The sequence below is a fragment of the Edaphobacter flagellatus genome, from assembly GCF_025264665.1.
Lineage (GTDB): Bacteria > Acidobacteriota > Terriglobia > Terriglobales > Acidobacteriaceae > Edaphobacter > Edaphobacter flagellatus.
In genome coordinates, this window is the sequence record NZ_CP073697.1 from 4,181,101 (window position 1) to 4,206,849 (window position 25,749).

Annotated in this window: 26 protein-coding genes; 20 read left to right on the forward strand and 6 right to left on the reverse strand. The window is 57.6% G+C overall.

Translation table 11 applies throughout. The features are described 5' to 3' along the window. The first annotated feature begins 28 nt into the window (after nt 1–28). The 20 genes from fliF (at nt 29) to KFE13_RS17565 (ending at nt 18,499) form a co-directional block, all read left to right on the forward strand. Nucleotides 29–1,828 (forward strand): flagellar basal-body MS-ring/collar protein FliF, encoded by a 1,800-nt coding sequence (gene fliF, locus KFE13_RS17470; RefSeq protein ID WP_260704873.1) that lies wholly within the window; start codon nt 29–31, stop codon nt 1,826–1,828. Then, nucleotides 1,825–2,901: a flagellar motor switch protein FliG gene (gene fliG, locus KFE13_RS17475; RefSeq protein WP_260704874.1), complete on the forward strand. Its 1,077-nt coding sequence runs from the start codon at nt 1,825–1,827 to the stop codon at nt 2,899–2,901. Before fliF ends, fliG begins: the two co-directional genes overlap by 4 nt. Further along, nucleotides 2,885–3,589 (forward strand): FliH/SctL family protein, encoded by a 705-nt coding sequence (locus tag KFE13_RS17480; RefSeq protein ID WP_260704875.1) that lies wholly within the window; start codon nt 2,885–2,887, stop codon nt 3,587–3,589. The genes fliG and KFE13_RS17480 overlap by 17 nt, the downstream gene beginning before the upstream one ends. Further along, nucleotides 3,586–4,917 (forward strand): FliI/YscN family ATPase, encoded by a 1,332-nt coding sequence (locus tag KFE13_RS17485; RefSeq protein ID WP_260704876.1) that lies wholly within the window; start codon nt 3,586–3,588, stop codon nt 4,915–4,917. The genes KFE13_RS17480 and KFE13_RS17485 overlap by 4 nt, the downstream gene beginning before the upstream one ends. 2 nt (nt 4,918–4,919) lie before the next feature. Then, complete coding sequence (locus KFE13_RS17490; RefSeq protein ID WP_260704877.1) at nt 4,920–5,387, forward strand: hypothetical protein; 468 nt, start codon at nt 4,920–4,922, stop codon at nt 5,385–5,387. Nucleotides 5,388–5,464: 77 nt separating this feature from the next. After that, nucleotides 5,465–7,078 (forward strand): hypothetical protein, encoded by a 1,614-nt coding sequence (locus KFE13_RS17495; RefSeq protein WP_260704878.1) that lies wholly within the window; start codon nt 5,465–5,467, stop codon nt 7,076–7,078. Between the two features lie 39 nt (nt 7,079–7,117). Continuing rightward, nucleotides 7,118–7,456 carry a flagellar hook assembly protein FlgD gene (locus KFE13_RS17500; RefSeq protein WP_260704879.1) on the forward strand — a complete coding sequence of 113 codons (339 nt, stop codon included), beginning with the start codon at nt 7,118–7,120 and terminating at the stop codon, nt 7,454–7,456. A 76-nt stretch (nt 7,457–7,532) separates the two neighbouring features. After that, nucleotides 7,533–8,759 (forward strand): flagellar hook protein FlgE, encoded by a 1,227-nt coding sequence (locus KFE13_RS17505; protein WP_260704880.1) that lies wholly within the window; start codon nt 7,533–7,535, stop codon nt 8,757–8,759. Nucleotides 8,760–8,924: 165 nt separating this feature from the next. Further along, on the forward strand, nt 8,925–9,464 hold the full coding sequence (locus KFE13_RS17510; RefSeq protein ID WP_260704881.1) for a flagellar basal body-associated FliL family protein: 540 nt from the start codon (nt 8,925–8,927) through the stop codon (nt 9,462–9,464). A gap of 24 nt (nt 9,465–9,488) precedes the next feature. Next, a complete protein-coding gene (locus KFE13_RS17515; RefSeq protein ID WP_260704882.1) occupies nt 9,489–9,821 on the forward strand; it encodes a FliM/FliN family flagellar motor C-terminal domain-containing protein in 333 nt (110 codons plus the stop codon). 12 nt (nt 9,822–9,833) lie between these two features. Then, nucleotides 9,834–10,100, forward strand: coding sequence for a flagellar biosynthetic protein FliO (locus tag KFE13_RS17520; protein WP_260704883.1), 267 nt, complete (start codon nt 9,834–9,836; stop codon nt 10,098–10,100). Nucleotides 10,101–10,108: 8 nt separating this feature from the next. After that, the gene (gene fliP / locus KFE13_RS17525) at nt 10,109–11,005 is read left to right on the forward strand and encodes a flagellar type III secretion system pore protein FliP (protein WP_260704884.1); all 897 of its coding nucleotides are present in this window, start codon (nt 10,109–10,111) and stop codon (nt 11,003–11,005) included. 40 nt (nt 11,006–11,045) lie between these two features. After that, nucleotides 11,046–11,291 carry a flagellar biosynthetic protein FliQ gene (locus KFE13_RS17530; protein WP_260704885.1) on the forward strand — a complete coding sequence of 82 codons (246 nt, stop codon included), beginning with the start codon at nt 11,046–11,048 and terminating at the stop codon, nt 11,289–11,291. Nucleotides 11,292–11,294: 3 nt separating this feature from the next. Beyond that, a complete protein-coding gene (locus KFE13_RS17535) occupies nt 11,295–12,077 on the forward strand; it encodes a flagellar biosynthetic protein FliR (RefSeq protein ID WP_260704886.1) in 783 nt (260 codons plus the stop codon). Continuing rightward, nucleotides 12,074–13,207 carry an EscU/YscU/HrcU family type III secretion system export apparatus switch protein gene (locus tag KFE13_RS17540; RefSeq protein WP_260704887.1) on the forward strand — a complete coding sequence of 378 codons (1,134 nt, stop codon included), beginning with the start codon at nt 12,074–12,076 and terminating at the stop codon, nt 13,205–13,207. Before KFE13_RS17535 ends, KFE13_RS17540 begins: the two co-directional genes overlap by 4 nt. Then, a complete protein-coding gene (gene flhA / locus KFE13_RS17545; protein ID WP_260704888.1) occupies nt 13,204–15,303 on the forward strand; it encodes a flagellar biosynthesis protein FlhA in 2,100 nt (699 codons plus the stop codon). The genes KFE13_RS17540 and flhA overlap by 4 nt, the downstream gene beginning before the upstream one ends. A gap of 134 nt (nt 15,304–15,437) precedes the next feature. Next, entirely contained in the window at nt 15,438–16,232 is a 795-nt protein-coding gene (locus KFE13_RS17550; RefSeq protein ID WP_260704889.1) for a FliA/WhiG family RNA polymerase sigma factor, read from the forward strand. 18 nt (nt 16,233–16,250) lie between these two features. Next, nucleotides 16,251–17,246: a flagellar motor switch protein FliM gene (locus tag KFE13_RS17555; RefSeq protein WP_260704890.1), complete on the forward strand. Its 996-nt coding sequence runs from the start codon at nt 16,251–16,253 to the stop codon at nt 17,244–17,246. Nucleotides 17,247–17,258: 12 nt separating this feature from the next. Continuing rightward, a complete protein-coding gene (locus KFE13_RS17560; protein WP_260704891.1) occupies nt 17,259–17,549 on the forward strand; it encodes a FliM/FliN family flagellar motor switch protein in 291 nt (96 codons plus the stop codon). Next, nucleotides 17,537–18,499 (forward strand): hypothetical protein, encoded by a 963-nt coding sequence (locus KFE13_RS17565; RefSeq protein WP_260704892.1) that lies wholly within the window; start codon nt 17,537–17,539, stop codon nt 18,497–18,499. Before KFE13_RS17560 ends, KFE13_RS17565 begins: the two co-directional genes overlap by 13 nt. A 4-nt stretch (nt 18,500–18,503) precedes the next feature. Here KFE13_RS17565 and KFE13_RS17570 read toward each other — a convergent pair whose 3' ends face one another. The 6 genes from KFE13_RS17570 to truA form a co-directional block, all read right to left on the reverse strand. Further along, on the reverse strand, nt 18,504–18,875 hold the full coding sequence (locus KFE13_RS17570; RefSeq protein WP_260704893.1) for a peptidoglycan-binding protein: 372 nt from the start codon (nt 18,873–18,875) through the stop codon (nt 18,504–18,506). Between the two features lie 293 nt (nt 18,876–19,168). After that, nucleotides 19,169–20,824 carry a trypsin-like peptidase domain-containing protein gene (locus KFE13_RS17575; RefSeq protein ID WP_260704894.1) on the reverse strand — a complete coding sequence of 552 codons (1,656 nt, stop codon included), beginning with the start codon at nt 20,822–20,824 and terminating at the stop codon, nt 19,169–19,171. A gap of 223 nt (nt 20,825–21,047) precedes the next feature. Beyond that, on the reverse strand, nt 21,048–21,974 hold the full coding sequence (locus KFE13_RS17580) for a DMT family transporter (protein ID WP_260704895.1): 927 nt from the start codon (nt 21,972–21,974) through the stop codon (nt 21,048–21,050). A gap of 3 nt (nt 21,975–21,977) precedes the next feature. Further along, on the reverse strand, nt 21,978–23,651 hold the full coding sequence (locus KFE13_RS17585; protein ID WP_260704896.1) for an amidohydrolase: 1,674 nt from the start codon (nt 23,649–23,651) through the stop codon (nt 21,978–21,980). Next, nucleotides 23,648–24,919, reverse strand: coding sequence for a M20/M25/M40 family metallo-hydrolase (locus tag KFE13_RS17590; RefSeq protein ID WP_260704897.1), 1,272 nt, complete (start codon nt 24,917–24,919; stop codon nt 23,648–23,650). Before KFE13_RS17590 ends, KFE13_RS17585 begins: the two co-directional genes overlap by 4 nt. Continuing rightward, complete coding sequence (gene truA, locus KFE13_RS17595; protein ID WP_260704898.1) at nt 24,916–25,746, reverse strand: tRNA pseudouridine(38-40) synthase TruA; 831 nt, start codon at nt 25,744–25,746, stop codon at nt 24,916–24,918. Before truA ends, KFE13_RS17590 begins: the two co-directional genes overlap by 4 nt. Nucleotides 25,747–25,749 lie beyond the last annotated feature (3 nt).

Sequence of the window (25,749 nt, forward strand, 5' to 3'; positions counted from 1 at the left end):
AGAACTCCTTCGAATGTGAGCGAGGCAGATGGCAGAGACGGAACAGCAGCAGAGCGCGGGACTCGAAAGAGCGGAGCGGGCTGGTATAGGCGTTCAGGCGGGCGCAGCAGGAAAAGTGATGGCAGCCGTTACGGTTCTGCGTGAACGGCTGATGGCACTGCCTGCGGCAAAGCGGACGTGGCTTTTGGCCGCTGCCGCATTTGTTGCTGCGGTGGGAGCTGCGATGGCGTGGTATGCGGGGCGCACGGATTGGCGGCCGCTGTTCAGTGGCCTGGATGCCAAAGACATGCAGCAGGTTTCGCAGGAGTTGTCTGCGGCAGGGATTCAGTACCGCATGACAGCGGATGGCGGCGGAATCGAGGTGCCTGCCGAATCGGTGGACAAGGCGCGCATGGAAGTTGCGACGAAGGGAATGCCGCAGACGGGAAGGCTGGGGTTCGAGCTGTTCGACAAGCCGAACTGGGTAGGTAGTGAGTTTGACGAGAAGGTGAACTATCAACGGGCGCTTGAGGGCGAGCTGGAGCACACGATTGCAGCGCTGGGTGCGGTGCGTTCGGCGAGAGTACATCTGGTGCTGCCGCAGCAGTCGTTGTTTACGTCGGAGGAGCGGGCAGCGAAGGCTTCGGTGGTGCTGAAGCTGAAACGTGCATCGCTGAGCGAAGAACAGGTGGAGGCGATTCGCAGCCTGGTGGCGGGCGCGGTAGAGAACCTGAGCCCGGAGAATGTGGCTTTGGTGGATGCAGATGGGCGGGCGAATTTTCGTCCTCGATCGAAGAGTGGTATGGAGGCGGATGTTGAGCAGGCGATGGAGGCGAAGCTGGTGGCAATGCTGGAGCCATTGGCAGGCCGTGACAATGTCCGCGCAACGGTGAATGTGAGCTATGAAGAAGGATTGGAAGAGCGAACGGATGAGGTTTACGATCCGAACCAGTCGGCGACGCTGAGTCTACAGAAGAGCGAGCAGACACAGACGCAACCAGTGAAGGCGACAGGGGTGCCAGGTACGGCGAGCAACTCGCCTGCGGGTGCGCCTGCGGGTGCGGTGCAGGGTTCGGCGGCTGCGGCTGCTCCGGGGACGCCGCCGCTGCTACAGAAGGAGGCACTGCCGGTGTATCCGCAACAGGGATATGGTGCGGGGCAGAGTATTCATGAAGAGAACGGAACATATGGTGTGAGCAAACATGTTGTTCACACAGAGCAGGCTCCGGGGCGAGTGCGACGCGTGACGGCTGCAGTGGTTGTGAATGATCGCGCGATGGCTGAGGGGACAGGTAAGGCTGAGCACACGGTATGGAAGCCACGTAACGCGGATGAGATGCGCAGGCTGGAACAGTTGGCGGAGGCCGCCGTGGGATATGACGTCAAGCGTGGCGACCAGGTCGTGGTGGAGAACGTAAGCTTCAGTTCGAACGCGCCTGACGTGAAGCCGCCAGTCATGACACAGGTGATGGAGCAGGCGCGAGCGCTGGCTCGCACGCAGCCAGGTTTGGCACGTACAGCAGTTCTTGGTGCACTTGGAGTGTTGCTGGTGCTGTTTGTTTTGCGGCCGATCGCAGGGCAGGTGACCGCGACGTTGCGTGAGCCGATGTTGCTGGAGAAGGGAAGAGAGACGGCAGAGCTTGGTGCTGGAGCATCTGAGCCGGAGTTGCTGGAGCCTACGGTTCCGATTCATGCGAGTTTGCCGGTAGCGACACGCGCCGGAATGAAAGAACAGTTGCAGCAGAAGGGGATCTTTGAGCAGGTGGCGGAGCATATCCGTCGCGAACCGGCGCAGAGCACGAGGCTGCTTGAGGCGTGGATCGGGTCGGGAGAGGAGACGGAGGCATGATGGCAGGGATGCAGAGCGCAACAACGCAGCGTATGCCGCTGATGCTGCCCGAGGATGCCGGTTTTGCTCCGGCAGAGATACCTGGGCTGCGTAAGGCCGCGATTCTTCTGGTAGCAGTTGGCGATGAGCTGGCCAAGACATTGCTGCAAAGCTTGTCGGAGGGTGATGTGCATCGCGTGACGGAAGAGATCACGCGGCTGGGTGAGATTCCGGCGCAGCAGCTGACACAGGTGATGACGGAGTTCTACGGCCTGCTGGAGACGCAGCAATACATGGTGCGCGGCGGTCCGGAGTTTGCTTTGCGCGTGCTGACGGAGGCCTTCGGTGCGACGAAGGCAGAGAGCATGCTGGCACAGGTGAAACGGATTCGCGAGCGCGCCAACAGCGATATGGCGGTTCTGCAGAGGATGGATCCGCAGCAGCTAAGTAAGTTTCTTGAGACGGAGCATCCGCAGACAATTGCACTGGTGCTGGCGCATGTCGATGCCAAGCGTGGCTCGATGATCTTGATGCAGTTGGCGCCAGCGTTGCGTGTGGATGTGGTGAAGCGATTGGCGGAGATGCGGCAGTTCTCGTCGGAGATGGCGCAGAAGGTGGCGTTCGTACTGCATCGCAGGCTGGAAGGGGCCGGCTCGGGCCGCAAGTCGTACTCGGGATTCAAAGCCGTTGCCGAATTGTTGAATCGTGTGGAGCAAACGGCGAGCAAAGGAATTCTGGAAGAGATTGAACAACAGGAGCCGCAGCTGGCCATTGGCATCAGGAATCTGATGTTCACCTTTGAAGATTTGTTGACTGTTCCGCCGGAGAGTATTCGCGAGTTTGTTGCGGCTGCGGATAAGCGGGTGATCGCCATGGCCTTGAAGGGGAGCCGGGAGAATCTGCGGGCGCATCTGTTTAAGGCTATGAGCTCGCGTGCGGTGGAGATGCTGAAGGAAGACATGGAGGTGATGGGCCCGGTGCGGATGAAGGACGTCGGACTGGCTCAGCAGGAGCTGCTGGCTTTGGCGCGGCAACTGGAGGCCGAGGGCAAGATGATCTTGAAGATGGGGGCCGACGATGACCTTGCAGTATGAAGCTGCTCCGATGCTTGAGTGCGTGGACGAAAGAGTAGTGTCGCCACTTGAGTTTGAGCTATTGGAGGAGGCAGCCGCGCTGGCGGAGGTTTCGGTCTCTACCGGAGTGGTCGATGCCGAGGCGGGGTGGAAGGCTCAGATCGAAGCACTTGAAGCAAAGCTTGAGGCCGTCATCGAAACGGCAACGCGTGATGTCGAAATCGCACGGCACGAGGCAGAGATGCGAACGCGTGAGGACCTGCGCTCCGAAATGGAGCAGCAGGTTGCGGCGAAGCGCACCGAAGTTGTCAGGTTGATGGAGCAATTTGGTCGCGAACGAAAACAATATTTTGCTGCGGTTGAGAGTGAAGTGGTAAGTCTGGCGCTAACGATTGCAGGGCGGGTATTGCATCGTGAGGCAACGCTCGATCCGATGCTGCTGCGTGGAGTGGTGCATGTTGCTTTGAGCAAGGTTGAGGGAGAGAGCCGCGTAACGCTTCGCGTACCGGAAGGGCAGGCAGAAGAGTGGCGCGAGATATTTGCAGCCGAGCGGAGCGATGTAGTTGTGTCGGTGATGTCAGACGGCCAGCTCGTGACCGGAGATGCTGTGCTTGAGACGGCCGTGGGAAGAGTGCAGATGGGAATACGTGATCAGCTGAAGGAGATCGAGCGCGGGTTCTTCGATCTGCTGGAGAAGAGGCCGTCATGACAGGTGTTATGGGGCAGAGCGCGCTAGGAGGAATGCTGGCGCCATATTTCGTGATGCTTGGGCAAAGGCCAGCCTGGCGGTGGCAAGGACGCGTTGTCGAGGCGAACGGACAGGCGGTGGAGTCCGAGGGGCCACTCTGCTCGGTGGGTGAGTGTTGCGGAATCGTGGATGCGGAAGGCGTGCGGCATGAGGCCGAGGTCATCGGCTTTCGCGGGAGAAATGTGTTGGCGATGCCGTTGAATGCCACACACGGTATTCGCTATGGCGATGCGCTGGAGGCGATGGGGAAATTTCCGTCGATCGCTGTTGGTGAGATGGAAGGAAGAATTCTGAACGCACTGGGTATGCCATTGGATGGCAAGGGAGCGCTGCGCACGGTGGAGATGCGAAGGCTCGATGGGGAGATACCGCATCCGATGGAGCGGCTTCCTATCTGCGAGCCGCTGGGTACGGGTGTTCGCGTGATTGATGGATTGCTCACAGTGGGACGTGGTCAGAGGATTGGTGTATTCGGCGGGTCGGGTGTGGGAAAGAGTACGTTGATCGGGATGATGACGCGAAGCACCCAGGCGGATCTGACGGTTGTTGGGTTGGTGGGGGAGCGTGGCCGAGAGGTGCGCGAGTTTGTAGAAGAGTCATTGGGCGAAGAAGGGTTGCGACGCTCGGTGGTGGTCGTGTCCACTTCAGATCAGAGTCCCCTGCTGCGCATGCGGGCAGCGCAAACGGCGACGGCGATAGCTGAGTTTTATGCTGCGCAGGGGAAACATGTTTTGCTGGTACTGGATTCGCTAACGCGCTATGCAATGGCCGCACGCGAGATTGGACTGACGGCAGGGGAGCCTCCAACGAATAAGGGATATACACCCTCCGTGTTCACACGCCTAGCTCGATTGGTGGAGCGGGCAGGAAATTTTGAGCGGGGAAGCATCACAGCCTTTTATACGGTGCTGATGGAGGGAGACGATCAGCAGGATCCGGTGGTGGATGCGGTGCGGTCATTTGTCGACGGGCATATTGTTTTGTCGCGCGCTTTAGCCTCTGGGGGAAGATATCCGCCCGTGAATGTACTGGATTCGCTGAGTCGCTTGATGCCGGCAGTTGCAACAGGCGAGCAAGTGAAACAGGCTGTGACCGTGCGGAGCCTGCTGGCGGCGTATGCGCGATCGGAAGATCTGATGAGGATCGGCGCATACAAGGCAGGGATGGATAGCGAACTGGATCGTGCAATCCGTGCCATGCCGGTGCTGCGTAGCTATCTTGAGCAGGGTTCGAGCGAGAGAACAACGTTGGAAGATGCCGTTGATCGGCTGTGCACAATGGAGTTGTAGCCATGCGCGAGCGATTGGGATCAATGCGTCGTTTGCTTCGCGTTTATGAAGCAGTCGAGAAGATGCATGAAGCCGATGCTTCACGAGCTGCGTCAGAGGTACGCGAGGTAGAGGAGGCCATCGCTGTGGAGAGTAGAAGCTCCCGTATCGCGTTTGAATGCGAGATGCAGGCGATGGCAGCAGGAGATTGCTTCGGCAGGTCCGTTGCAGCCGTTCAGCAGAAGGCTGGGGGATGGCGGCGGACGCGACTTGCTGGTGTGTTGCACGAACGGGAAGAACGAAGCTTTGTCGCCCGCCAGCGACATATGGATAGCAGGCAGTGGAGCGAGAGAGTGCAGCGGTTAGCCGACCAAGCCACGGAAGATGCAGAAAAAGTAGAGGCGAAGCGAGAGCAGATGGCTGCGGATGACAGGTTCCTCTCAAGAAGCCGATGGAAGCGTCTCAGTTTGAAAGACAGAGTAAGCGAATAAAGGTTTCCTAATGCAGTTCCAGATGGCTTTGGCACGGTAGGTGCAACTTAGCGAGCTAACAGGCAGGAGGGGTGATTGTGATGGTGAACTCGGCAAGCGTGAAGTCGCTCCTGGCCAGACTGAGTGATGAGCTCCAGGCGAAGCAGGGAAGTAGTGGAACGACGCTCCCTTCATTTGCTGTGAGCCTGGACGAGAGCTTGCTGGAGATTCCGGCGCCTGGAGGTTCAACGCTACCTAAGAGCAAAGATTCTGTGGGACGTAGTGATCTTCCCCGTATGAGTGTTCCCGGAAAAGTGGAGCGAAAGAATGATGGTAGCTCGGAGCGCTTGTCGGAAAACAATCTGCCGCAGGGCGGCCTGAATCATCCCGTGAGCGTACTCTCTTCTGCTCCGATAAAGACGGGTAATGAGGCAGGCGATCAAATGCCGAGTGATCTAGTAATGCCGGTGACGAAGGCGGGCGGCGATGTAAGTCTTATCGCAATTGCGAAACCCGTTCTTGTTGACGAAAACACAAAAATGGATGCGCCTGCGATTGAGCTTCCGCTTGAGCCTCCTGCGGCAAAACCCAGGGATAACAAGGAAGCAACGATATCTGCGCCGAGTGGAAAGGCGAAGACGATTGGAGAGAAAGCGCACAAGACACGCGAGATCGGGAAGGCGGAGAAGCATGTAGAGGTACAAGGGCACGGCGAGCTGAAAGCTCCGTCTGAAGGGCAGGCTATTATTGCGCGGAACCAGCAGACCTTCGTGATGGATATTTCAGCGCAGCAAGCCTGCGTCACTGACGATGGTGAGAAGCCCAAAAGCGATGTGACAAGCAGCATGAAAATCGCAGACGGAACTTTGATGATGCCGCGTAAAGCAGTCGATTCTCCTGCTTCGAACGGTTCCGGCAAGCCAGCAATTCCAAGGAATGCAGTGGAGATCGTAGCGACTGCGGGAGATGTAGCAAAGGGTGAGAGTGTTGGCGGGCAGCGGCCGAAGCCAGCCATTGAACATGTCGAGGCCAATACCGTGCCGAAAGCCGGCATGCAGATTGAGGGGCCAGATGCTGTCCAAAATGCGCCAGTTATCAATCTGAACGACAGATTGCCGTTTCATATAGTGGCAACTGGCGATGGCATTCACAGTGCTACGCAGGCGACGGCGAAAGAGGCATCTACGAACGGGATGCAACAGACGAGTGTGGATGCCAGTTCAGCGCCCCTCGCGGAGAGAAATACAGGAGCCGTTGAGCATAGAACTCTTTCGGCTACACCTTCGATGCTTGAGGTTGGTGTGGCAAATGGGAGCAATGGCTGGTTGAAGATCCGGGCGGAGCTGACTGAGTCGGGAGCGGTGAAGGCGGCGTTGTCGTCGAGCTCTGCGAGTGGCCAGGAGATGCTGCATCGTGAGCTGCCGGCACTCTCCGGATTTCTGGACCAAGAGAGAGTGCCGGTAAGCTCCCTGGTCGTTCATGCGAATGCAATGCCAATGTACGATGCTACGGGGCCGAGCACCTTTGATGGAGCAGCAGGGCAGCAGGCACCGGGAAATCATGCTGGCGGTAATCATCAGGATCGGCCAAGGGAACTCGGAAGCTTCGATGAGATTCCATTGCCGAAGGATGTAGGCGAGCTACAGCCGATTGACTTTGTGCAAAGCAGCAACGGCCTGTCGGGCGGGAGCTGGGTGAGTGTAAGGGCTTAAGCGAATCAGAACAATTTTGTATTCAGAGGAAGGATAGAGATGGATTTATCACAGTTGAATTCGATAGCAGGTGCAGGCACATCTGCTGAGCGCGTTGCTTCTGCCCTGGCTCCGCATGCCAGAGCTTCTACTACAGCGAAGAGTGCGTCTGGCAGTGATAGCTCGTCGAGTAGTTCATCCAGCACGGCAACTGACAACACGACCGTAACGGCGAATGATTTTTTGACGCTGTTAGTGAGTGAGTTGAAAAACCAGGATCCAACACAGCCTACGGACCCCACGACCTACATTCAGCAGCTTGTTGGCGTGAACAGCCTGCAGCAGTTGATCCAGATCAATCAGGGCCTGACGAACTTTGAGAAGGCTGTTACAGGGTGAAAGCGCCTCCTGATCCATATTCAGGAGACGCTTTACGAGATATCGATTATTTGCAGGAGAACAAGGAGAGAACAGGATGCCATCTTTTTCGATAGCACTTAGCGGTTTGCAGGCCGATTCCGTGTCGCTGAACACCATCGGTAATAACCTGGCAAATCTAAATACAACGGCGTTCAAGAAGCAGGGAACGACGTTTGAGGATCTGTTTTATCAGCAGATCGGTACATCGGGCTCGAACAATCCACTGCAGGTGGGAGCAGGTACGCGCGTTTCGGGGACAGCTACGAATTTCCTGCAGGGCACGCTGTTGCCAACGGGGAACTCAACGGATATGGCGCTGAGCGGCGATGGCTTCTTTGTCGTTCAACAGGGCGGACAACAGTCGCTGACACGAGCCGGCGATTTTCAGCTGAGCCAGTCTGGTCAACTGATTACAGGGGATGGTGCCAGTGTGATGGGATATCCGGTTCAGAACGGCGCGGTAAATGTGAATGCCGGACTGACCCCGATGAACCTTCCGGTTGGTGTGACGCAGGCAGCGCAGGCAACGCAGAATATCTCAATTACGGCGAACCTGAATGCAGGCGCGACGGTCGGTACGCAGTTCACGACGCCGGTCAAGATCTACGATTCACTTGGACAGAGTCATGCAATGACGGTGACCTATACCAAGACAGGGTTGAACACGTGGGACTATAGCATTGCTTTGCCTGCGGGTGATGCGACCGGAGCTCCTGTCAATAACACAGGAACGATGACCTTCGATTCGAATGGAAATCTGGTGTCGCCGACGGGTTCGATCAACGGTATCAGTTTTCCTTCGTTGACGAACGGTTCCAGCAATCTAACCTTTGACTGGAATCTGACAAGCGGCGGTAATCCGACTATTACGCAAACGACGGCGGCTTCGACGACAGGAGCTACCCAGCAGGATGGCTATGCCAGCGGCAACTACCAGGGCTTCACGGTGGATTCGAGTGGTGTGGTTACGGCTACCTTTGACAACGGACATAAAGCTGTTGTCGGCCAGATCGCCGTCGCTCGCGTCACCAACACGCAGGGCCTGGTAATGACAGGGCACAACAATTATGCGACGACATCCGCCTCAGGCGATGCGGTGATTGGCGTAGCAGGTACCGGTGGGCGCGCTTCGATTGAAGACGCAACCTTAGAGCAGTCTAATGTGGACATCGCTCAGGAGTTTTCGGATCTGATCGTGGCACAGCGATCCTTTGAAGCCAACTCAAAGACGATTACTGCCTTCGATTCAATCACGCAGACGACGCTGGGAATGATCCGGTAGCGCGTTGGGTTGAAGTCGATTGATTGTGGGCGCCGCGCGCATATGCGGCGCCCACAATATTTAAGGTTTAAGCACACTCCGGAGATCGTAAAAAATCGCTAATCCTTCGTACTCCTAAGATGGCCTGCCAATTGCACTGTCCAATGGCATTGAGGTCAGGCAAAGATGGCGACGACTCCTACTGTTGTGCAGGAAACCCCAGTCGGGCAGATTAAGCTCCCAGTTCTTTCACTTGTGATCGCAGTGGTGCTAGGCGTACTTCTCTCCGTTGCAGTTGTCGGAGGAGCGGGGTACTACTTGGTTCATTCTGGGAAACTAAAACTGCAGACTGCCACGCAGCAGGCTGAGGCTGCCCCAAAGGCTCCTGAGAAGACGCATGCCGTTGTATTGGAGCCGCTAGTGGTGAATCTCGCCGACAGCGCGGGCGGAGCCTATCTGCGTGCATCCATCACGCTGAATATTGCCGATGCCAAAGGCGGTCCGAAGGACGAGAAGAAGGCAGAAGACGCGAAGGCAGGCAAAGAGACGGACGCAGCTGTGCGCGATACGGCGCTGACTGTTATGGCGCAGCAGACCTCGGATAGTCTGCTTGCCGCAGATGGGAAAGACCGTTTGAAGCGTGAGCTCAAGGCTGCTCTTGCTGCACGTAACCCGGATGTCAAAGTGACCGATCTGTTCTTCACAGAATTTCTGGTTCAGCGATAGGCATTTGGACGGAACGGAGAGGCTATGGCAGAAGCGGAATTGGTAAGGGTGCCGATGGAAGAGCAGCCAGTGCTGCAGACAACAATTGCACCGGCAGCAAGACCAGGGATAGAGCGCATTGAGCTGCATCCTTCATGGCCGGTGCTCGCAGGATTGACGATTCCAATTAGCGCTGAGGTTGTGCTGGCAGATTTTAAGGTACGCCATCTGCTGGCTCTTGAAGCTGGGCAGGTGATCGAAAGCAAGTGGCCGGAGACGGAAGATGTGCCGGTCAAGGCAGGCAGTGTCCAGGTGGGGTGGAGCGAGTTTGAAGTTGTAGATCAGCAGCTTCTGGTGCGGCTGACACGGCTTGCCTAAGTGAGATCGACGATGAAAGAGACGGCACAGAGTATGGAGTTGCTGAACGTAGAAGGTGGACTCAAACGGCACGGATTTGCCGGATGGCTGATTCAGAGATGGAACCTGGGCATAACGTCTCGTCGCGCGAATGTGAAAAAGATGCAATTGCTGGAAACACTGCATGTTGGCAAGAGTCAGTTGATGTTGCTGCGGTGCGGGGGCGAGCAGTTTCTTGCTGGAGGGGGCGCAGAGGGAATTACAACAATCGTGAAGATTAACGCAGACGAGGTGGAGTGATGCGCTTCATGAGGCTGCACCGAACCTGTCTTAGAGTGGCATGCCTGGCTACTCTGCTGGTGGTCGCAGGTGTTTTGCATGCAGAGACGGGTGTTAAAGCAGCCGAAGGATCGGCCCAGTCGTTCTGGGTGCGACGAAATGCATCTGGCTTACAAGTGGTGCATGCTCGTGCAAAGAAGCTGGCGGGCAAGCCGGTTCGGCCATCGCGCGAAGCGCAGAATATTACGGAACCACCTGTGCCGAGTCGTGAAAAGCAGTCGATCGAAGACAGCTTGAAAGCGAACAAGAGTACGCCATGGGCCATCGTCGTGGGACTTACGCTGCTGACGCTTCTGCCTGCACTGCTGCTTTCGATGACTCCGCTGGTGCGCCTGCTTGTGGTCTTTCACTTCCTGCGCCAGGCGCTTGGAACGCAGACTGCTCCTTCCAACCAGGTGCTGATGGGGCTGGGGTTGATGATGACGTGGTTTTTGATGCAGCCCGTCCTGCTGCAAGTCGAGCAGCAGGCCGTTGCGCCATATCGCGCAGGCACAATTGCAGGCGAAGACGCGATCACCCGCGGCATTGAGCCGGTGAAGCAGTACATGCTGCGTTATACGCGCGAAAAGGACTTGTCGGTATTTGCTGCTGCGGGTATGACGGCACGTCCTGCGACGAAAAACGATCTGCCAATTCAAGTGGTTGTTCCCGCTTACATCTTGAGCGAACTGAAGGCGGGTTTCCAGATCGGCGCCATTCTCTTTCTGCCGTTTTTGCTGGTGGATCTGGTCGTGGCCAGTGTAACGACGTCGATCGGCATGATGCAGCTTCCGCCTGTTGTCATCTCTACGCCGCTGAAGATTCTTCTGTTTGTGATGGTGGATGGCTGGAACCTACTGGCAGATCAGCTGATCAAGAGTTTTTAACGAGGGAGTGGCGATGGGTCCTGATCTATCGGTGGAGATTATGCGAAAGGTATTGCTGGAAGCGATGTTATTGAGTGCGCCGCTGTTGATCAGTGCATGTGTGGTGAGTTTGCTGGTGAGCCTGCTACAGACATTGACCGGAGTGCAGGAACAAACACTGACATCCGTACCACGTTTGGTCACCGTCTTTGTAGTCACCATGATTTCGATGCCCTGGACCATTCATCGGCTCATCGGATTTACGTTGCGGCTATTCAGCAATGGGTTTCACAAATTTCTAGGATAGAGAATGACTGCCGATTACGCATCACTTCTTCATGACTGGCCGCAATATATGACGGCGGCGCTGCTGGTGATGATCCGGCTTAGCGGATTGATGGTCTTTGCTCCTGTCTTCTCGTCGCCGGCCATTGCTCCACGTATTAAAGCCGGATTTGTGTTTGCGATGACGATTTTGCTCGCGCCAGCAGTTGCGGTAATTCCCAATGCGAGAGCGGAGCTGGATATGACGGCCATATTCGGTGAGATAGGAGTGGGCCTCGTTTTTGGGCTCTCCCTGACGCTGTTGAATGAGGCACTCTTGTTCGCTGGAACGCTGCTGGGAATAGAGTTCAGCTTCTCGCTGGTGAATCTGATGGATCCCAACTCATCGATTGAGACTCCAGTGCTTGGGCAGATGCTGGGGTGGCTGGGTGTGTTGGTGATTATCGGTGCTGGATTAGACGGGACGTTACTCACTGCTGTGATGAGAAGTTTTGTAGCGGCACCGGTTGGGCACGCCGTGATGGGGGCAAGGACAGGGCCTGCGTTGGCTTCGATGGCGAGTGGAATTTTTCTTGCAGGCCTACAGCTTGCAGCACCGGTAATAGCTGCGTCGATGGTTGTCGAGGTGACGGTGGCAATGGTCTCCAGGCTTTCGCCACAGCTACCGGCGATGGTTGTTGGAATTCCACTGAAGACTCTTGTTTCTTATGTGGTATTGATTGCAAGCCTGGCGGTATGGCCGTCGTGGATCGAGCGTCACTTCACGGCATTGCTTGATGCGGCGGGAAGGTTGATCGCAACCGCATGAGCGAACAGGGAACAGAGCAGGCAACACCACAGCGAAAGAAGAAAGCGCGCGAAAAGGGCGATAGCGTTCGCAGCCGCGAGCTGCTTTCTGCGTTGGCCATGCTGGGAGGAGTATTGGCACTGGGAGCAATGTCGCCAAGTTTCTTTGCGAACTGGGGCAAAGTCTATCGTGAGAGCCTGCATTCGGCTGCCGTCGGCCAGGTTGCAGGAGAGCGTCAATGGAACAGCGCTGTTTTTCAGATGCTTGAGCCGGCTTTGCTACCGATTGGGTTGGTCATGGCAGCCAGTTTTAGTTGCGCACTGTTTGCCGGAGTCGCGCAATCCGGAGGCATACAGCTGCATCCAAACGCGATTGAGCTGAAGCTGACCCGACTGAATCCGGCGACGAATATTAAGAATATTTTTAGCCTTCGTTCGGCAACCCGTGTAGTGAAGTCGCTGGTCCCGGCAGCCGTCATGGTGGTTCTGGGATGGGTGGCATTGAAGGCGTTGATGTTGCCGATGCCGGTGATGAGCATGGTTCGGCTGCCAGCGACGTTTTCGACTGCATACGGACTAGCACTTGATGCGGCCTGGGTGACGCTGGCGTGGTCGGGAATGGACTACGCGATTGAATGGCGAGCCTGGAATCAGCGCCTGAAGATGACCAAGCAGGAGGTCCGCGAAGAAGCAAAAGAATCCATGGGCAATCCGGAGATCAAGGGCAGAATCCGGCAGATTCAGCGTGCCATGCGCAGGCGCAAAGTGAAGGCCGATATGTCGCGGGCCAGCGTCGTAATTACGAACCCCACGCATTATGCGGTTGCGCTCGAATTCAGCTTTGAGAGTATGCAAGCCCCCACCGTGTTGGCGAAGGGACGCGATCTGTGGGCTGCGGAGATTCGTGAAGAAGCCCGATGGGCGGGGGTTCCCATCGTTGAAAATCCACCGTTGGCTAGAAGCTTGTATCGCATGGTGGAACCAGGGCAGTCGATCCCATTTGAGCTGTACGCGGCTGTGGCGGGCATTCTGGCATTTCTCTACAGGCAAAAGGTTGAAGAGAGCATGAGGCGCGAGCGGCAGATGCGACAGAATACTGTGCATCAAGGAACGGCTCAGTTGAGCATGGTTGGATTTGGAGGCGGTATATGAAAGAAACGAAAGCGCCATCGAGATGGTCGCCGGCCAATTTGCAGGCGTTGTTGCTGCCTGTTGCAGCGATCAGCATGGTCTTCGTTATGTTGATACCGGTGCCGGGTGTAGTGTTGGACGTTTTGCTGGCTGCGTCCATTACGGCATCAGTCATTGTTTTTCTGACGGCGGTGCAGGTGAAACGCGCCGTGGACTTCTCCGTCTTTCCGACGCTGTTGCTGCTGCTGACCCTGTTTCGTCTGTCGCTCAATCTGGCATCGAGTCGAAGAATTCTGTTGCATGGCCACGAAGGGACAGGCGCTGCCGGCTCAATGATTGAATCATTTGGGCAGTTCGTCGTCGGTGGAAATTACGTCGTCGGTTTTGTGCTGTTTCTTGCTCTCATTGCGATTCAATTTCTCGTTGTCAGCCATGGTGCCGTGCGGACGGCCGAGGTGACGGCACGATTTACGCTCGATGCCTTGCCGGGCAAGCAGATGGCGATTGATGCGGACATGAACGCTGGTCTGATTGACGAGCAGGGAGCCCGTAAGCGGCGCGAAGCGATTGCGCGCGAAGCGGAATTCTATGGTGCGATGGATGGCGCTGCGCGATTCAACCAGCGCGACGCCATGGCAACCATTCTGATTACGGCAATCAATATTATTGCGGGATTGTTGATTGGGGTCTTTCAGCAGGGCGTCGACCTGGTAACGGCAGTGAAGACCTACACGATATTAACGGTTGGCGACGGATTAGTGACGATGATCCCCAGCCTGCTGGTGTCGATTGCCGGTGGTGTGGTGCTGACGCGTGCTTCAACAGCTGGATCTCTTGACAAGGAGCTTGGGACCCAGCTCTTCCGCGCGCGCAACACATTGTGGATTGCATGCGGCGTGCTTGTTGCTCTTGCATTGGTCCCTGGTTTGCCGAAGCTGTCCTTCCTCCTGCTTGCTGCCGGAGTCGCCATGCTTGCGCGTAGGATTCCGGCAAGTCAGGCAGACGCAGCAGAGAAAGATGTGGCTGGTGGGGCAAAGGCGAAGCAGGCTGAAGCCGCGAAGGTTGAAAACCTGGCATCGCTGCTGAAGATGGATGAGCTGACGCTCGAGATCGGCTTTCAGTTGATTCCGTCGGTCGATGAGAAGCAGGGCGGCCAGATGCTGAACCGCGTGCGCGCTCTAAGGCGTCACCTTGCGACAGAGTTGGGCTTCATCGTCCCGCCAGTTCACATTACAGATAACCTGCGGTTGAAGCCAAGAGAGTATGTGGTTAGCCTTCGCGGGGTTGAGATCGCTCGCTGGCAGACCGAGCAGAACTGTTTGCTGGCGGTAAATGGCGATCCCAAGGCTCGTCCTCTACCAGGAATCGAGACGAAGGAACCAGCGTTTGGTGTCACCGCGCGATGGATCGATCCAGGCCTGGAAGAGCAGGCGCTTGCGGCTGGATATTCCGTCGTCGATCAGACGACGGTAATTGGAACGCATCTAGGCGAATTGATTCGACGGCATGCGTACGAGCTGCTGAGCCGGCAGGAAGTAAAACGTCTGCTGGACAGTCTGAACGAGAGTCATCCAAAGCTGGTGGAAGAGCTGGTGCCGAAGCTGATGTCGTTGGGCGAGGTGCAGCGCGTCCTGCAGCAGCTTCTGCGCGAACAGGTCTCGATCCGCGATCTGGGAGCAATTCTTGAGGTTCTCGTCGAAACGTCACAGCAGTCGAAAAACGTCGTGCACCTTGTGGAGAGTGTGCGCCAATCGCTGGGGCGCGGGCTTGTGCGTCCGCTGCTGGACGCCGATGGAGGGCTTCGTGTGTTGATGCTTGACCAAGAGATGGAGAGCGAGCTGATTGGAACGTTTGATCCGCAGAGCGCGGGACATCTGCTGGGAGATGGCGCGCATGGAACGGCGATGCCGGGTGATTTCCTGCGACGTCTTGTGGAATCTGTGAAACGCCTAACCGGACAGGGAAGCATATCGGCCCTTCCCGTGCTCTTGTGTCCGAGTCCGGCGCGTTATCACGTTCGCCGTTGGCTGGAGCCGTTTCTGCCGAAGATAACGGTGTTATCGCCGGTCGAGATACCGCCAGAGGTTCGTGTGCGAAGCATGGGAACAATCGGCTGATGCAGGACGAGTGAAAGGGGAGTAAGCAGATGGGTGCAGGGAGATCGATACCAGTGAATGTGCTGTCTGGTTTTCCACGATTGGAATGGAGCGGCGATTTGGATGTGGAGATCGCAACCGGAAAAGGAGCGGATATGCCGGCCTTTGCCCCGTTTACCGAAGCGGTAGGAGATGGCGCAGCGACGGAGCGCGACGTGTTGTTGATGGAGCATCTGCCAACAGTGCGTTATATTGCGCGGCGCATTCATGAGAGGCTGCCGCAGCACGTCGATCTCGACGACTTGGTGTCGGCTGGTGTTGTCGGCCTGATCGATGCCTTCTCGAAGTTCGATCACACGAAGAAGGTGCAGTTCAAGAGCTATGCGCAGTTTCGTATTCGCGGTGCGATTCTGGATTCTTTGCGCACGTTGGACTGGAGCCCCAGAGAGCTGCGCCGCAAGGGACGCGCGGTAGAAGAAGCCATACGGGCCGTGACGCAGAGAATTGGCCGATCTCCATCTGAGCAGGAGATCGCCGCGGAGATGAAGCTCAGCTTGAATGAGTATCAGCAGCTGCTCGGTGATTTGAAGGGACTCGAGATTGGCAGTCTTCATATCGAGCGCTCGGAGGATTCCGGCGATGAGGAGCTGGCCTATATCCCAGGTTCGCCGGAAGAAGATCCGCTATTCCGTTGTCTGAAAGGTGAGATGAAGCAGAGGCTCGCCGATGCGATCGATGAGCTTCCGGAGAGAGAGCGGATGGTGCTGACACTCTACTACTACGAAGAGCTGACGATGAAGGAGATTGGCCTGACGCTTGGAGTGGTGGAATCGCGTGTCTCCCAGATCCACTCATCGGCTGTGTTGCGGCTGCGTGCTGCGCTGGGTGGTTTGAGGGCGACCGATGCAGCTCCAGTGAAGAACGGTATGAAGCGTAAGTCTACGCGCTAGACGGATTGAAGGCCACGAATGGAAAAGAAGCTCGGACAGGAAGATATTGATGCGCTATTTGCTGCGGCGAATGCTTCAGCCAAGGCAGTGCAGGAAGACAAGAGCGAACAGCTTCCGGAGACCTATGTCTTCAGTCGCGCAGGCAAAATCAGTAACGATCAGATGCGTGCCATCAGCACGGTAAACGACCTGTTTGCGCGCAACCTGATGCACTCGATGAGTGGATGGTTGAGGACACCGTTTCGCGCCAAGCTGGTTGCGGGTGAGCAGCTGCCCTTCAGTGAGTTCCTGGAGCGGCTGTCGACTCCGACATATCTCTATTCCGTACGGCTTGAGCCGCTTGGAGCCGTTGGGCTGATCGAGCTGGATTTGTCGCTGGCCTCACCGATGGTCGATGTACTGCTTGGCGGGAATGGGCAGACGACACCGCTTCGCGAGTTGACCGAGATCGAAGAGTCCATCATGACAGCTGTCATCGAGATGGTGGTGCAGGAGCTGACGCTGGCGTGGCAATCCGTCGGCCTGGAGTTCGCTCTTGAGAAGCGTGAGACAGAGGCGCAGGCAGCACGCACGATGACGCTTGGCGAGAAGACCCTGTGTGTGAGCTTTGAGTTGAAAATGACAGCTGCCCAGGGTGTGCTGAACCTGTGTTTGCCTGCAGTGGTGCTGAACGCGATCCTGCGCAGGCTGATTGCAGAGGGAGATCGGCCGCGGCGCCGCTCGCTCGACGCGACATCCCGAATACGCGAACTGATGGCTGGAGCACGCGCTGGCATAGCGCTGCAGTTGCCTGCAATGCGTCTGCGCGCTTCCGAGATTGCCGCTCTGGAGCCGGGAGCGATATTGCGCCTGCCGATATCGCGGCATGAGTGCTCGGATCTGTACGTTGGCGGTCTTCAGCTTGCGCAGGCCTACCCGATGAAGAGCGGTGAGCATCGTGCGGCACGTTTGGTTGGTACAGCCGAAAGCGTGCAGACAATGCAGGTTAGCCCGCAGACTTCGATGGCGAATTGAAAGGAGAACGAGATGGAAATGGCTGGAAGCACCGACACGAAGATCAGCCGGCTGAACGATATTGATCTGGATGCCACGCTCAGATTTGGTTCATGTGAGATGACGCTTGAAGAGGTTCTCGCGCTGGGACCTGGCGCGGTGATCGAGCTGGACCGTCACGTCAACGAACCAGTGGATCTGGTGGTTGGAGACAGGATCGTGGCCCGCGGAGAGGTAGTTGTCGCCAGCGGAAACTTTGCGCTGCGCGTAACCGAGGTAGCTGCGCCGCAACTGCGGCTGGAGACAATTCGATGCTTTTTCTAAATAGAAGACCAGAACAGCAGGGGCCGGAGCTCTCGCAAGGCATCGAGGGTGCATTGGCGTGGGCAGGCGATACCTATCGCTCGTCTGCGATGAACACAGCGCAGTCCGTCGTAACAAAGCGTATGTGTGGCAGCCCGGAGTGCAGTGGCTCGCGCCTGTCTCCATGGAGGAACAGAAAACGTCCCATTTTTGAAGGAGAGTGGGCATGCAGTGGACGTTGTGTGCTGGGGCTGGTCAGCGCCGCCATTCGTCGAGAGGCGAATGACATGGGCGACACGCTACCGATACAACACAGGCATCGTGTACCTCTTGGACTGGTGTTGCTGTCGCAGGGATGGATCACGCAGGCACAACTTCAGCAGGCACTCAGCGCGCAGCGTCAGCAGGGAGGCCGTATCGGCGAGCGCCTTATAGCCGACTGCGGTGTAGAGGCTACGCAGATCATGCGCGGTCTGAGCATGCAGTGGGGATGCCCGGTCCTTTCGACCAAAGGTTTTACCCCAAGCGCGATGGCTCTGGTGATGCCGAAGCTGTTTATTGAGGAGTTCAGTCTTCTACCGCTGCGCGTCGCCGGGTCGCGCATTCTGTATCTCGGTTTTGAGGATCACCTGGATGCTTCTGCCGCGCTTGCCCTGGAGCAGATGACAGAGTTGAAGGTGGAGAGCGGCCTGGTGCCTGCGGAGGATTACTTTACGGCTCGTCAAAATCTGCTGGAGTATGAGGGCGTCTCCGCGAAGATGATGGGTGTCGACGAGCAGGACGTTCTCGCGGCGAAGATCACCGCAATTCTCGAACAGAAACAACCGATGGCATCACGACTCGTACGCATGCACAAGTACTATTGGCTGCGGCTTTGGTTGGAGAATGGAGCGAAACGCAGCCAGGGAGCATTGCCACACAATCGCGAAGACATGCTGGACTATGTCTTTACAATCGGTCGCAGTTTCTAAGGTCTTATTGTTGCGAGAAAGTGGAAGCGCTTGCTGTCTCGGGAAGCGTATGTGCCGATCCGGAAAGAGCAGGTGTTCCTGTTGCAGTGCTGCTCTGCGATGAGCCACCAAGACCAAGCTTGATGATCGCTCGGGAGTCGGGCATGAGCTTGGTCTGCCAACCATTGTCGGCCTGATACTTCTGCATTGCGCTCTCGGTTGCCGAATCCCAGTGTCCGCTGCCTTCCGACATGTATCCGGACCGGACGAGCGCTGACTGAATCTGCGTTGCACGTGCATCATCGATCGAGCGCTGACCGCTGACACGCTTCGCAGCTGGTTTAGAACGCTTATTGATACTCTTCGGCGAGGTAGGACCACGCCGGGAGTGAGTCATGGCAACACAGGGAGTAAGAGCTGTAGCCAGAAGCAGGGCTGAGCAGAGAATTCGGCCTAACCGCATCGATAGGAACCTCGCGTAGGTTTGTTGTGCAGGAGTGACTGCCTCGCTGCCAACCCCTCTATGCAGACTACCTGTGAATATCAGGGGATGCAAGAAAAAGCGGAGGATCGGAATACCACTTTAGACCCGCGCCATCTTATTGATAAGAATAGGATTAATTTAGGCTGGAACCTGCATGGAAAAGGGGAGACAAGAATGTCTCCCTCTATCTGTGGCTGGACCACGGGTTACGGCAGGGTACCCCCGACGTAGGAGTTACCGCCGCCCTTTTGTGAAGGAAAGCGGACGACGAAGACAACATCTTCCTTCGACTTGAGACTGCTAACGGCAGCCCGATAGGAAGCTTCGTCGGTGACGGGCTTCTTGTTGATTTCGGTAATGATAGCTCCCTTCGGGAGGGAGATCTCATCAGCAAACGAGCCGGGGCGAACGCTGGTAACGATCACACCTTTGCTGATGCCTGCTTTTTGAGCAATCGCCGGCGGGATCGCCGAGACGGTGATACCCAGCTTGCTCTGGCCAGCATCGGACTCCTGCGGAGAGTTGTCATCGTCGTCGCTGTTGCCTGCCAGATCGGCGTACGTCTTTGCACGATCACCAATGGCGACGTTCGCTGTGTTCTGCTTGCCGTCGCGCAGATAGCCGAGCTTCACCGTGGAGCCCACCTTGCGGCTGGAGATGTCATTGACCAGATCGTCGCCGTCCTTGATCTGACGTCCATCGATGGAGACGATGACATCGCCGGGCTGAATGCCCGCCTTGGCTGCGCCCCCATTTGGCGTAATCGTCGAGACGATGACACCGTTCTTGAATCCATACATACGGCCGACTGCCGAACTAAGCTGCGACTGGAAGCTGATACCGATCGAGCCGCGCACCACCTTGTGCTCCGGTCCAATCAGCATGTTATAGACGTTGGCGATGATATTGGACGGCATGGCGAAGCCGACGCCCTGCGAGCCCATAGACTGCGTATATATCGCCGTGTTCATGCCGATGACCTGGCCAGCCATATCTACCAGCGGGCCGCCGGAGTTACCCGGGTTGATCGCCGCATCAGTCTGGATAAAGCGCTGGAACTGAGACTGCGAGACGCCGCCAGGGCCGGGGGCTTCATCGATCGAGCGATTCTTCGCCGAGACGATCCCGGCGGAGACAGTCTGCGAAAGGCCGAACGGGCTGCCGATGGCGAGCACCCAGTCGCCTACCAATGCGCCATCAGAGTTGCCGAGTTTAATCGTAGGCAGTGGCTTGTCGGCGTCGATCTTGATGACGGCGATATCCGTGTCCTTATCGGTGCCGATGACCTTCGCCGGACGACCCTCGGTATCCGGTCCGCCGTCAGGATCGGTAGAGAGGCGGACGTAAATTTTGTCGGCCTTGTCGATGACGTGATTGTTGGTGATGATGTAGCCGCTCGGGTCGACGATGAAGCCCGAGCCGAGTGCACGGCGCTCAGAACCTGGCATGCCATCGCCATCGTCATCGCCACCCTGACCGCCCTGGCCACCGAAGAAGCGGTTGAAGAAGTCCTGCATATCGCCCTGCTGGTCGTCCCCGCCAGGAGTCCGCTGGTTGCGGCGGCGATTTTTGTTGGCTGACTGCTTGGGCAGTGATTCGGTGTTGATATTCACAACTGCCGGACCGACCTGCTTGACGATCTGCGAAAAACCATTGGAGAGCGTCGTCGGCGAAGGCACGACGAGCGGCTTGGCGTTGGAACTATCGACTGCAGTTTGTTCCTTGCCGCTGACTCCATGCGTCAGCACCGAGCCGAGCAAAATACCGGCCGAAAGTGTTGCAAGAAGAGCAAAGCTGGTCGTTAGACGGTGGCTGCGAATGCGTTCCATCCAGGTAGGAGTCGTGCTTGTGGGTGTATCCATCAGTAGATCGAACCTCTTTGTTTACGGCTGAGTCTTTGGTTTTCCGAAGGGACGGAGTAACCAAAGCCCGGAAGAGTTAAGTATATGACTTTCCTGAGCAGCTCTGTTAGAGCCTTCCGGAAGCGCTTCGGTTGGCCATTAGGCCCTTTGATTGGATTAGACGCGAATTGAGGACAAAATGTGGCGCAGTAATTCATGAACGATTTAGCGGGCAAGTTTGCTGTCAGGAGGCGGGATAAGTCGGTACAGGTGTCGCGGAAGGAAGGAGTTCGGTTATCAGGATGCCGGCAAAAATCAGTGCTGCACCGGCTAAAGAACGCGCTCCCAGGCGCTCTCCAAGGAAAAGAAAGGAGACCAGCCATGCGAAAACCGGTTCCAGGGTAAGCAGCAGGGCAGTATGTGTCGGCGGAAGATGTTGCTGTGCCCAGCTTTGGATGGTGAACGCCGCTGCTGTCGCGATCAGGCTGGTAATCGCCAATGCAACGATTAGCCTCGGCGTCAGATGCAGATAGAGTGGGCCTCCCAGCGGAAGGGTGAGTGCCATGACCAAGGCCGCTGCAGTGATCTGCAGCGTGGCTAACTGGGCAATTGGAACTCGCGGTGACGTGTGGGCAAGCGAGAGCAGGTGTCCTGCAAAGGCAATGGCGCAAAGCAGTGTCAGCAGATCGCCCATACCAATAGAGGTGAAGAGATTCCTCCACGTCGTTCCCGCAGGAGTCGTAAGCAGGAGCAGACCCGTAAAGGCGAGCAGTGCGCCCAGCATGGTTGTCCAACCGGGTGCATGTGCCGAAGGCGGACGAATAGCCGGAATTTCTGTCAGCAGGGGAACGAAGACCACAACCAGTCCGGTGATGAAAGCGGATTTTGCGGCAGTGGTGCGGGCCAGTCCGGCTGTCTGCAGTTGATATCCCGCAGCGAGAAAGAGGCCGACGACGAGACCCGCCAGCCATGTGCTACGAGTCAGGTGGCGAAGACTGCGGCGGTTGAAAATGATCAGCGCGAATGCCGCAAGCGTCATACGCATCAGGTTGAAGAGCAGCGGAGAGGCATCGCGCAATGCATCTTTGACAAGCACAAAGGTCGCTCCCCAAATGGCGACGACCGCGAGAAGCAGAAGATGCGCGAGTGTGGATGGGCTAAGACGGCGCAATGCTTATTTGCCCGCTGTGTAGATAGTTTCGCCGCCGACGATGGTTTGCACTACCTTCGTGTGCAAAAGTTGCTGCGGCGAGGCCTTTGTGATGTCGCGGTCGAGCACGACGAGGTCGGCATAGAAGCCAGGCTCAAGGCGGCCAAGATCGTGCTCACGGAACGCAGCGAAGGCTGAGCCCTGGGTGTAGGCGTAGATTGCTTCATGGAGCGTCAGCTTTTCTTCCGGGACGTAAGTCTTGGTGCCGGCCTCGTTCTGGCGTGTGATCGCGGCATAGAGTCCACGGAAGGGATCGATGGATTCCACCGGGTAGTCGGTGCCGAAGGCCAGAGGGATATGGTGCTGGAGCATGGATCGCCATGCATACGAGGAATGAATGCGTTCGGGCCCCAGGCGTTCCTCGGCCCAGTTCATGTCGGTGAGCAGGTGCGATGGCTGCATCGATGCGATGACGCCAAGCTTCGCGTAGAGGTCGAAGTCGCTCGGTAGTAAGACTTGTGCGTGTTCGATGCGGAAGCGGCGCGCTGGGGTGACGCCCGCGGCGTGAAATGCGTCGAGCGCCATATGATTGGCGCGGTCGCCGATGGCATGGAAGCCCAACTGAAAGCCCTCCGTAGCTCGCTCCTTCGCCATCACGTCAAGCTTCGACTGCTCATAGCGCGGAATGCCGGAGTTGCCGGGATCGTCGGCGTAAGGCGCGGCAAGTGCCGCCGTACGCGAGCCGAGTGAGCCATCCATATAGCCCTTGAGCATGCCGGTGCGTAGGAGGGAATCGTTAGCAGAGTGAGAGGCCCGTTCCTTCTTAAGCGTGTCGAGTGGTGCGTCAAACCGCAGGGCCTCGGTGACGCGCAGGTGAAGCTGGCCATGTCTCTCAAGATCTTCGAGGACAAGGAAGTCGTCCCAGTCAGAGATATCCTCGACCGTGGTGACGCCATGGGCAAGCGCGTCATCGATGGCCAGAAGCAGTGCCTTACGGCGCATCTCCGGAGCAGGTGGAGGGATGACTCTAGTGAGGAACGACATCGCCGGACCCTCACGCACAATGCCCGTCAGAGAGCCGTCGGCGGCATGGTCGATTTTTCCGCCCGGCGGGTCGGGCGTCGTGTTGGTAATGCCAGCCGCAGCGAGCGCAGCAGAGTTCGCGATTAGGATATGCCCATCGGTGCGCTCCAGAATGGCTGGATGTCCAGCTGTGACCGCGTCGATATCCTGCCGTGTGGGCAGCTTTTTGCTGGCCCACTTGGTGTGGTCCCAGCCACCACCCTGCAGCCATACGCCTGCGGGAGCCTTGGCAGCGAAATCGCGGATGCGTTGCTGCATCTCTTCGAGAGACCGTGTGCCGTCGAGATCGATAGCGAGCTTTTGTTGTCCCGCGCCTGCAATATGGGTGTGCGCATCGATGAAGCCAGGCATGGCGAAGGCGCCTTTGAGGTCAATGATCTTCGTCTGCGGTCCTTTTCGTTTCAGGACGTCAGCATCCGTGCCCGCGGCAACGATCTTTCCATGCGCGACGGCGAGGGCGGTGACCCGCTCGGGTGTGCGCGATGTGTCGCCAGCGGTGAGATGCGTGCCAGTGAGGATGTTGCCGTGGACATAGATCGTGTCAGGCGTCGAGGCGGCCTGTGCCCCCGCCAGGGCCGTAGCCAGCAAAAGAGAGAGCAGAAGTGTGGGCTTCACGGAGTCGAGTGTACCGCAGCAGTACGTGCGGCCGAAGAGGCTTCTTCGCCCAGCTCGGTAGCGATCTGCGTGGCCGCGAGCAGGAGAAGAAGGATGCGGCGAAGTGCCGTCTCTCGTCCAGCCGGGTCATACCATTCGTCGAGTGTGTGGATGCTGCCGCCATTGCCTCCGGTGCCGATGGCAAGCGCAGGAATGCCGAGCGAGAGCGGAAGGTTGGCATCGGTGGAACCAATACGCTGCTCCGTGTGGAGGCGCAGGTGGCGATCGACGGCACGCAGGGTGCTCAGAAGGGCAGAGCCTTCAGGCAGGACCGCTGCAGGGCGGTCGCCGATGATGTCGATGGTGAGCGATGCGGGGCCGATGACGGGAGCAACCGTCTCGTGCAGGATGCGTCGGATCTCGTGTGCCGCTTCGTGCATGTGCGCAGCATAGGTGGAGCGCAGCTCGATCAGTGCAGTGGCCGAGGCCGGGATGGAGTTGACCGATGTTCCACCGGAGATGTGACCCACGTTCAACGTCGTGAGCGGAGATCGGGATAGCGGGATCTCCGCGATGGATGCAAGGGCGCGGCTCAAGAGCAGGATCGGGTTGGGAGCGCCGGCATCGGACCACGAGTGCCCGCCTGGGCCGTTGATCGTGACGCGATATCGCAGGCTCCCCAGGCCTTTGGTGACGACTGTCGAAGTCCCGCTGCCTTCCAGAGCGATTGCAGCTGCAATGCGTCCACGATAAGAGCCGCGTGTGAAGAGATATCGCATACCGCGCAGATCGCCTTCACCCTCCTCGCCAACATTGGCCGCGAAGAGGATCGTCGCCGGGGGATTGATACGTGCGAAGCGGAGTGCAGCAGCCAGCGCTAGTAGTGCGGACAGTCCCGCAGCGTTGTCGCAGACTCCCGGGCCATAGATACGCGACGACTCTTCATCCTCAACCGGGTCGCATAGTGTACCGGCAGGGAAGACCGTATCCAGGTGAGCCGAGAGGAGAACAACCGGGGAGTGCTCCTCCATCGGTTCTCCATCCGGTGCAAGCTCGGCCAGTGCATTGCCTTCTTCATCCAGATGGACATTTGTCAGCCCAAGTTCCCGAAAGCGGTCCAGAAACGCGGTCGCCCGTTCCTGCTCCCCAAAGGGAGGAGCCGGGATGCTTACCGTATCCAGCAACCACCGGCGTATCTGCGGCTGATGCAGATGCAGCCAGTAGAAAGCACGATGTACCGCGGTAAGCGTGGCCAGCCGTGTAACGCGTTGATGGATGGTGGCGCTCATTCCTGTATTTGAGAGTAGCGCGAGTCCTGAGATGGCCCGTAGTCAACCTCGATAAGGAACAATCCTTGAGGTGGAGCCGTGGGCCCCGCAGCCGACCGTGAACGCGCTGCGACGATGGCTGGGATCGCGCTGGCAGGAGTACGTCCTCGCCCCACATCAACGAAAGTGCCGACAAGATTTCTCACCATATGGTGCAGGAAACCGGAGCCGGTGACGCTGTAGATCAGAAGCCCATCCTCACTGCGCCTCCACGTCGAGGCAAAGATGCTGCGAACAGCGGATTTGCCTGCCGCGGGTACATCGTTGTCCTCGCCGTCGTCCTCGACTGTCCGCAGGCGGAGATCCGGATCACTTGCGGCAAAGGACGTGAAATCGAACTGGCCGACGACATGCGCCGCCGCCTGCTGCATCGCGGCTAGATCGAGCGGCCAGGCGCAGTTCCATACAAAGGGAGCAAGCGTAGGCAGACAGATGACCTGGGGAGCAATGCGATATTCATAGGTCTTGCGGCGGGCACTGTGCCGGGCGTGAAAGCTGGACGGAGCCTCTTCAATCGAGAGAATGCGGATGCTGCCCGGCAGAAAATTATTCAGGGCGCGCTGCAGATTCGGGCCGGGGATGGGCGATTCCAGGCTGAAAGAGGCGACCTGCCCCAGGGCATGCACTCCAGTATCGGTTCGTCCCGAACCCTGAGGCAGCACGGTTTCACCGGTGATCTGGTGCAGGGCCTGGGCGAGCGTGCCCTGGATGGTAGGCAGACCCGGCTGAATCTGCCATCCGTTATAGGGGGTGCCATCGTAGGCAACCGTAATCTTCCAGTGGGGCATGAG

Bases quoted from the DNA above. Each gene is read 5' to 3' on its own strand.
- KFE13_RS17565 (WP_260704892.1), top strand. From the start codon at position 17,537: ATGCTTTTTCTAAATAGAAGACCAGAACAGCAGGGGCCGGAGCTCTCG.
- fliF (WP_260704873.1), top strand. From the start codon at position 29: ATGGCAGAGACGGAACAGCAGCAGAGCGCGGGACTCGAAAGAGCGGAG.
- KFE13_RS17500 (WP_260704879.1), top strand. From the start codon at position 7,118: ATGGATTTATCACAGTTGAATTCGATAGCAGGTGCAGGCACATCTGCT.
- truA (WP_260704898.1), bottom strand. From the start codon at position 25,746: ATGCCCCACTGGAAGATTACGGTTGCCTACGATGGCACCCCCTATAAC.
- KFE13_RS17535 (WP_260704886.1), top strand. From the start codon at position 11,295: ATGACTGCCGATTACGCATCACTTCTTCATGACTGGCCGCAATATATG.
- KFE13_RS17510 (WP_260704881.1), top strand. From the start codon at position 8,925: ATGGCGACGACTCCTACTGTTGTGCAGGAAACCCCAGTCGGGCAGATT.
- KFE13_RS17570 (WP_260704893.1), bottom strand. From the start codon at position 18,875: ATGACTCACTCCCGGCGTGGTCCTACCTCGCCGAAGAGTATCAATAAG.
- flhA (WP_260704888.1), top strand. From the start codon at position 13,204: ATGAAAGAAACGAAAGCGCCATCGAGATGGTCGCCGGCCAATTTGCAG.
- KFE13_RS17560 (WP_260704891.1), top strand. From the start codon at position 17,259: ATGGAAATGGCTGGAAGCACCGACACGAAGATCAGCCGGCTGAACGAT.
- KFE13_RS17555 (WP_260704890.1), top strand. From the start codon at position 16,251: ATGGAAAAGAAGCTCGGACAGGAAGATATTGATGCGCTATTTGCTGCG.
- KFE13_RS17490 (WP_260704877.1), top strand. From the start codon at position 4,920: ATGCGCGAGCGATTGGGATCAATGCGTCGTTTGCTTCGCGTTTATGAA.
- KFE13_RS17590 (WP_260704897.1), bottom strand. From the start codon at position 24,919: ATGAGCGCCACCATCCATCAACGCGTTACACGGCTGGCCACGCTTACC.
- KFE13_RS17530 (WP_260704885.1), top strand. From the start codon at position 11,046: ATGCGAAAGGTATTGCTGGAAGCGATGTTATTGAGTGCGCCGCTGTTG.
- KFE13_RS17480 (WP_260704875.1), top strand. From the start codon at position 2,885: ATGACCTTGCAGTATGAAGCTGCTCCGATGCTTGAGTGCGTGGACGAA.
- KFE13_RS17520 (WP_260704883.1), top strand. From the start codon at position 9,834: ATGAAAGAGACGGCACAGAGTATGGAGTTGCTGAACGTAGAAGGTGGA.
- KFE13_RS17540 (WP_260704887.1), top strand. From the start codon at position 12,074: ATGAGCGAACAGGGAACAGAGCAGGCAACACCACAGCGAAAGAAGAAA.
- KFE13_RS17485 (WP_260704876.1), top strand. From the start codon at position 3,586: ATGACAGGTGTTATGGGGCAGAGCGCGCTAGGAGGAATGCTGGCGCCA.
- KFE13_RS17575 (WP_260704894.1), bottom strand. From the start codon at position 20,824: ATGGATACACCCACAAGCACGACTCCTACCTGGATGGAACGCATTCGC.
- fliP (WP_260704884.1), top strand. From the start codon at position 10,109: ATGAGGCTGCACCGAACCTGTCTTAGAGTGGCATGCCTGGCTACTCTG.
- KFE13_RS17550 (WP_260704889.1), top strand. From the start codon at position 15,438: ATGCCGGCCTTTGCCCCGTTTACCGAAGCGGTAGGAGATGGCGCAGCG.
- KFE13_RS17505 (WP_260704880.1), top strand. From the start codon at position 7,533: ATGCCATCTTTTTCGATAGCACTTAGCGGTTTGCAGGCCGATTCCGTG.
- KFE13_RS17515 (WP_260704882.1), top strand. From the start codon at position 9,489: ATGGCAGAAGCGGAATTGGTAAGGGTGCCGATGGAAGAGCAGCCAGTG.
- fliG (WP_260704874.1), top strand. From the start codon at position 1,825: ATGATGGCAGGGATGCAGAGCGCAACAACGCAGCGTATGCCGCTGATG.